This is a genomic window from Marinobacter sp. EN3, assembly GCF_000475315.1.
In the GTDB taxonomy this organism is placed as follows: Bacteria; Pseudomonadota; Gammaproteobacteria; order Pseudomonadales; family Oleiphilaceae; genus Marinobacter; species Marinobacter nauticus.
Genome location: NZ_AXCC01000086.1, coordinates 1 through 4,720, shown reverse-complemented (window position 1 = coordinate 4,720; position 4,720 = coordinate 1). Strand labels below are relative to the sequence as shown.

Annotated in this window: 8 protein-coding genes; 2 read left to right on the top strand and 6 right to left on the bottom strand. The window is 53.2% G+C overall.

All coding sequences use genetic code 11. The features are described 5' to 3' along the window. Nucleotides 1–269: 269 nt before the first annotated feature. Nucleotides 270–482, top strand: a complete 213-nt coding sequence (locus Q675_RS38160; protein WP_152525384.1) for a hypothetical protein — start codon at nt 270–272, stop codon at nt 480–482. An 18-nt stretch (nt 483–500) separates the two neighbouring features. On the opposite strand, the gene Q675_RS36525 is transcribed toward Q675_RS38160, so the two are convergent. Both Q675_RS36525 and Q675_RS36520 read right to left on the bottom strand, forming a co-directional pair. Further along, nucleotides 501–896 carry a hypothetical protein gene (locus tag Q675_RS36525; RefSeq protein WP_023012172.1) on the bottom strand — a complete coding sequence of 132 codons (396 nt, stop codon included), beginning with the start codon at nt 894–896 and terminating at the stop codon, nt 501–503. 78 nt (nt 897–974) lie between these two features. Further along, nucleotides 975–1,295, bottom strand: a complete 321-nt coding sequence (locus Q675_RS36520) for a hypothetical protein (protein ID WP_200861853.1) — start codon at nt 1,293–1,295, stop codon at nt 975–977. Nucleotides 1,296–1,413: 118 nt separating this feature from the next. Here Q675_RS36520 and Q675_RS36515 point away from each other — a divergent pair, with 118 nt between their 5' ends. Continuing rightward, complete coding sequence (locus tag Q675_RS36515) at nt 1,414–2,439, top strand: IS110 family transposase (RefSeq protein ID WP_023012170.1); 1,026 nt, start codon at nt 1,414–1,416, stop codon at nt 2,437–2,439. Between the two features lie 337 nt (nt 2,440–2,776). On the opposite strand, the gene Q675_RS36510 is transcribed toward Q675_RS36515, so the two are convergent. The 4 genes from Q675_RS36510 to Q675_RS38505 form a co-directional block, all read right to left on the bottom strand. Then, complete coding sequence (locus Q675_RS36510; protein WP_023012169.1) at nt 2,777–3,295, bottom strand: hypothetical protein; 519 nt, start codon at nt 3,293–3,295, stop codon at nt 2,777–2,779. Nucleotides 3,296–3,391: 96 nt separating this feature from the next. Then, nucleotides 3,392–3,676, bottom strand: a complete 285-nt coding sequence (locus Q675_RS36505; protein WP_023012168.1) for a hypothetical protein — start codon at nt 3,674–3,676, stop codon at nt 3,392–3,394. A 78-nt stretch (nt 3,677–3,754) separates the two neighbouring features. Beyond that, nucleotides 3,755–4,279, bottom strand: a complete 525-nt coding sequence (locus tag Q675_RS36500) for a hypothetical protein (protein ID WP_023012167.1) — start codon at nt 4,277–4,279, stop codon at nt 3,755–3,757. Nucleotides 4,280–4,525: 246 nt separating this feature from the next. Then, a partial coding sequence (locus Q675_RS38505) for a hypothetical protein (protein WP_036193844.1) occupies nt 4,526–4,720 on the bottom strand: 195 nt, incomplete at its 5' end.

Genomic DNA, 4,720 nt, shown 5'->3' with positions numbered 1-4,720 from the left:
AGCTTAGCGGCGCCACGTCAGTGGCGTCCGGTGGACGGCCGTCAGGCCGGGAACGTACTACAGCGACTGGTTAGAAGCCGGTTCACCCGTTGGTTTCCAGTCCTACTTCTCGGCTCGCATGCGAACGCCAAAGAAGCCCCGCACTGGCTCGCGATCCGGCACCGGTACAAACCACCAGACTACCCGGCGCGTTTGGAATTTTCGGCGAATTGCCCCACAACCTGGGCACCCTGCTGATAACCATTCAATAGCCAACGGTGGCTACCAGCTTGGACTACGAAGTTGCTGGCCTTGGCAACGATGCAAAACAAAAAGCTACCACCGAATTTGCCGCCAAGGCCCATGCACCCAACCACCAAAAAACGGCCAAAGCCTTGGCTTTTAACGCCAATATTCAGCGGCGACCTTTTTGCAGCGCAGCGGAGAAAAGGGCGTCCGGTGGAGGCCCTTCAGGGCCGGAACGAACTGGAATGACTGGTTAGAAACTTTTTGCACGGTCTCTACCTTTCCGATTTGTACACGATCCAGTTCCGATAGGACTCTGGCTTGATTTCCTCAGTTTCCACTGGCTTAACGGGAACCCGGGATAACCACTGCTCTGAGTCAATTTGCTCGAACGTTTCGGACCTAACCTTGTACACATATCCCACCTGATCCCAATCCACCTCGGTATCCTTTAGCACGATACGAGGTGGACGCTCCGAGGTTTCAACAGAGAAAACTGCCCCGTCACCGAGAGGGCGATATGAAATTGCAAAAGGGATTGCCAACTCGCGCTCTGAAACAGCATAAACGCCGTGCTCATTATCCGCCATGCCATATCCAACGCCCTGCGTCGGATTGAGCAGATCTAGCTTTTTTCGAGTACCGTGATACAGATATTCGGGCTTACTCATCGCTCGACTCGTTTCTAACGCCAGTGGTAATGGGCGGCAACGGAGCGCAGCGTAGTTGGCGTCCCGTTGACCACCTGGTTATGCCAGTTTTTGCAACCAGTCACGAAACCACTCCGTTGGCATTTGCTCTTCCTCGAAATTCTTCGTTCGGAGTTCCTCTGGTGAGTAGGTGTTCGCCAAATATAAATCCCACTGTGTTTCTACATCAGTGAGGATTGGCAACAACGACTCTATCTCCTGCTCCGCATCAACTTCGAGATACTCACACCAAAATCTGTCACACCATTCCGCAATTTGCTTGTGGGAGTATGGCGACGTTGCCGGCTCTGCACCCCACCTCAACATCTTGAGCGCCGCTTCTCGTGTAAAGGGCATTTCTGCCGGAGTGCTCAATTCCATACTAAATGGCTCGAACTAAAAGGGCATAACGAATGATATGGACTCCCCCTGCTCCCTCGGCATCGATGTGCCACATTGAAGGTGTCGAAGTCTTCAAGCGAAAGCAGGAGGAGTCATCATGAATGTTACAACCATCGGCATCGATCTGGCGAAAACTGTGTTCAGTATTCATGGCACCAATCCACACGGCAAGGTCGTGGTTCGCAAACGGCTCAATCGCCCTAAACTGCTGGCGTTCTTCGCACAACTGCCACCGTGCCTGATCGGCATGGAGGCCTGTTCCGGTGCCCATTACTGGGCTCGGGAGTTAACCAAACTCGGCCACGACGCCCGGATCATTGCACCCCGCTTTGTCGCTCCGTACCGCAAGAGCAGCAAGAACGACGACAATGATGCCGAGGCCATCTGCGAAGCCGTCAGTCGGCCCAACATGCGCTTTGTCCCGATCAAGACCGAAGATCAACAAGCCGTGCTGTGCCTGCACCGCATCCGCCGTGAGCTGACCAAAGAACGCACCGCACAGATCAATCAGATTCGCGGGCTGCTGGCCGAGTTCGGACTGATCATTCCTCAGGGCCGTTATCACGCTCGCCATCGGATTCCCGAAATCCTGGAGGATGCCGAAAACGGCTTGCCCATGCTTGCACGTCGTCTACTCAACAACATCAACCAGCGCATTCTCCAGCTCGATGAGGAGATCTTGGCCTATGACCGGGAAATCGAAGCCATGGCCCGGCGCGACGAACAGGCCAAACGGTTGATGGCCATTCCGGGCATCGGCCCCCAAACAGCCACCGCGATATTGGCCAGTGCGCCGGATCCCAGACAGTTCAAAAGCGGGCGACACTTTGCCGCCTGGCTTGGGCTCGTACCCAGGCAGTACTCGACCGGAGGCAAGCCCCGGCTGGGTAGAATCACCAAGCGCGGGGACAAGTACCTGCGAACACTATTAATCCACGGAACTCGAGCGGTGATTGCCAAACTCGCTGACAAACAAGATCAACTCAGCGAGTGGGCCAAAGGGTTGGTGGCACGCCGCGGCTACAAACGAGCCGCCGTGGCATTGGCCGCCAAGAATGCCCGGATTATCTGGGCGCTGTTGATGAACCAAACCGAGTTTAAAACACAGCCTGCAGAGGGCTGATAACGGGCAACAACGACAGGCAGAACACGCCTGCCAGCCGAGTCTTGCAACGGCAAGCGATGACGGAACGGTCAGACCGAGAGTGATTGAACCTGTTTAGCTTTGCGGCTGCGACAAGCCGACTAACGAATGAGGTCATCACTCACACGCATCATCATCCTGGCCCGGGCAGTAACGCCCACACAGAGGCCGAATGTAGAGCTGCAGTCTCAAACCGCTTCGGAATCAAATGGCGTTGCTTGACCGCAGGGGGAGTCCATGTAGCGAAGCTAAGCGGCGGCCCGTCAGGGACGTCCGGTGGACGGCCGTCAGGCCGGGAACGCACTTGAGCGAATGGTTAGCGCGATATGGTGAAAAACCTGCGGTATTTCGCATAAATTTCTTCCGCATGGTCATGCACCTGAGAATATCTGACATAAGCTCCTGCGCCTGCTTTGAGACCGCAAGGGTACCTTCCTGCCCAAGTTACCGCTTCGGTTAGCAGTTCTAGTGAAAAGTCATATTTTTCGACAAGCTTAGGATCAACTTTTTCAGCAAGCTTCTTTAGGTCGTGAGTCTGAATCTCTTTGGGAAATTTTGTCTGCGGCAGCCAATCTTCCTCCCAGGGGGAGCCAAATTTCCTGTGAATCCATATAGCCTTGAATAAATTCTCTAAAGCTAGGCCATAGAGAAACGAGCAGACATTCTCGAGTTCAGATTTTTCAGTGTGGCTTATCAGTACTGCCGCTGATTCCTTTGAGATTCGTGCGGAAGCAATCAGTGCTCTCGCATGCCCAAACCAAGCGGTTGCATCGCACAATTTCTGCGCGAATTGCCCGTTGACAAAGTCTTCAACTTCTTCCGGGGTAACGTCCATAAACATCCTTTGTGCTAACGCCGCCAGCATGCGCGACTACGAAATGGAGGCGAAGCCGCAATGTAGTAGGCGTCGCCGTGCCTGGCCTTGTTAAATTCAGCCTGATTGATTGCCATAGAGCCGCGCCCCGTGAACGATGTGCACATAGAAAAGAAGCGGCACAAAAATGAGAAAAGCCAAACCAACGATTCCCTGATGCTCTAGGGACTGTCGATAGGTCGGCTTAACAGATCCGAAGGAACCAACGAAAAAAACCAGTCTCGATACTGTAATAAAGGGCCAAGCCACAACCAGAAACATCATCCAAAGCACCGACGCAAAAACGAAAGATTGGGCAAGCGACTCCAGCGTGCTGACGAATCCCGAACCAGTGTCTTGCATAAGCTCCCTTAAATTTAACGCCGCGCTTTGCGGCTGGTTTGAAGCGCAGCGGAAAACCAGTCCGACAACAGCGCATTGTTAAATGCTTTTGCGAACAACTTGAACAACCTTAGGATCTTGCGCGTCCATGAACATATAGCAACGACCGAATAATGACTTTTTACCAAAATCGTTAAAGACATTGTGGCCCAATGGAGTAATCAAGACCTCAGATGTAGCCAAGGCTCGCTGGTGATTATTATCTATATCGTTCCAGTGTTTTTCGACTACGGAGCTTAATACCACATTAGCTACGTTATGGTTATACCCGACCAATATATTGCCATCATCCATTTCTTGTGGGTGCATATCGGGATGAGCATGATAGACATTGCGCAAAGACTCTTTTGCCAGTTTCTCGACTTCAGCGTCGGACAACCCCTCCGGAACTAGAGCCACTGTCCCATTTTGGAACACAGCAAAGTCCTTTTTCCCGTCAGAGTAGTATTTTATGGTTGCGATAACCACTTCGAGTGGTTGAACTATCTCTGGTTTCCAGTCTGGAACGGGAGGAAAGACCTCTTCTGGCTCTTTCTTTTTCTTAAACTTATCTAAGAACTTCAATTTCCCTCCTGAGCATTTAACGCTGAGCACAGGGGCGCCCTGACAAGGGCGTCCAGCGGCCGCAGGCCGCGTCCTGATGCGACTGGTTAAATGCCGGTTACCCGGCGATTCATTCCGGCACTCAACCCGAATGCCGACTCCCGATACTGTGGACCAGCAAGACCCATGGCGCCAGGAACCAGGACGCTAAATGGGCGGAAACTGCCCGATAGATGCGCCGGATGGCCCCGCGACCGGAACACCGAATTACCGATTATCACCGCCGCCGAACTGAAAGCTGTTTTCTGCCTGCCGGCAACCGATGGAGCAGCGGGCAAACACCAAACCTAAGAACACCGGAGCAAGGCCTTTAACGCCCGCAGCACGCGCGGCTTTGCAATGGAGGCGCAGCCGCAATGAAAAAAGCCGTCGCTGTGCCTGCGATTGATACTGATTGAGCCT

What these genes read in the sequence shown, in the direction of transcription:
- Q675_RS36505 (WP_023012168.1), bottom strand. Translation starts at nt 3,676, where the DNA reads ATGCAAGACACTGGTTCGGGATTCGTCAGCACGCTGGAGTCGCTTGCC.
- Q675_RS36520 (WP_200861853.1), bottom strand. Translation starts at nt 1,295, where the DNA reads ATGGAATTGAGCACTCCGGCAGAAATGCCCTTTACACGAGAAGCGGCG.
- Q675_RS36510 (WP_023012169.1), bottom strand. Translation starts at nt 3,295, where the DNA reads ATGGACGTTACCCCGGAAGAAGTTGAAGACTTTGTCAACGGGCAATTC.
- Q675_RS36515 (WP_023012170.1), top strand. Translation starts at nt 1,414, where the DNA reads ATGAATGTTACAACCATCGGCATCGATCTGGCGAAAACTGTGTTCAGT.
- Q675_RS36525 (WP_023012172.1), bottom strand. Translation starts at nt 896, where the DNA reads ATGAGTAAGCCCGAATATCTGTATCACGGTACTCGAAAAAAGCTAGAT.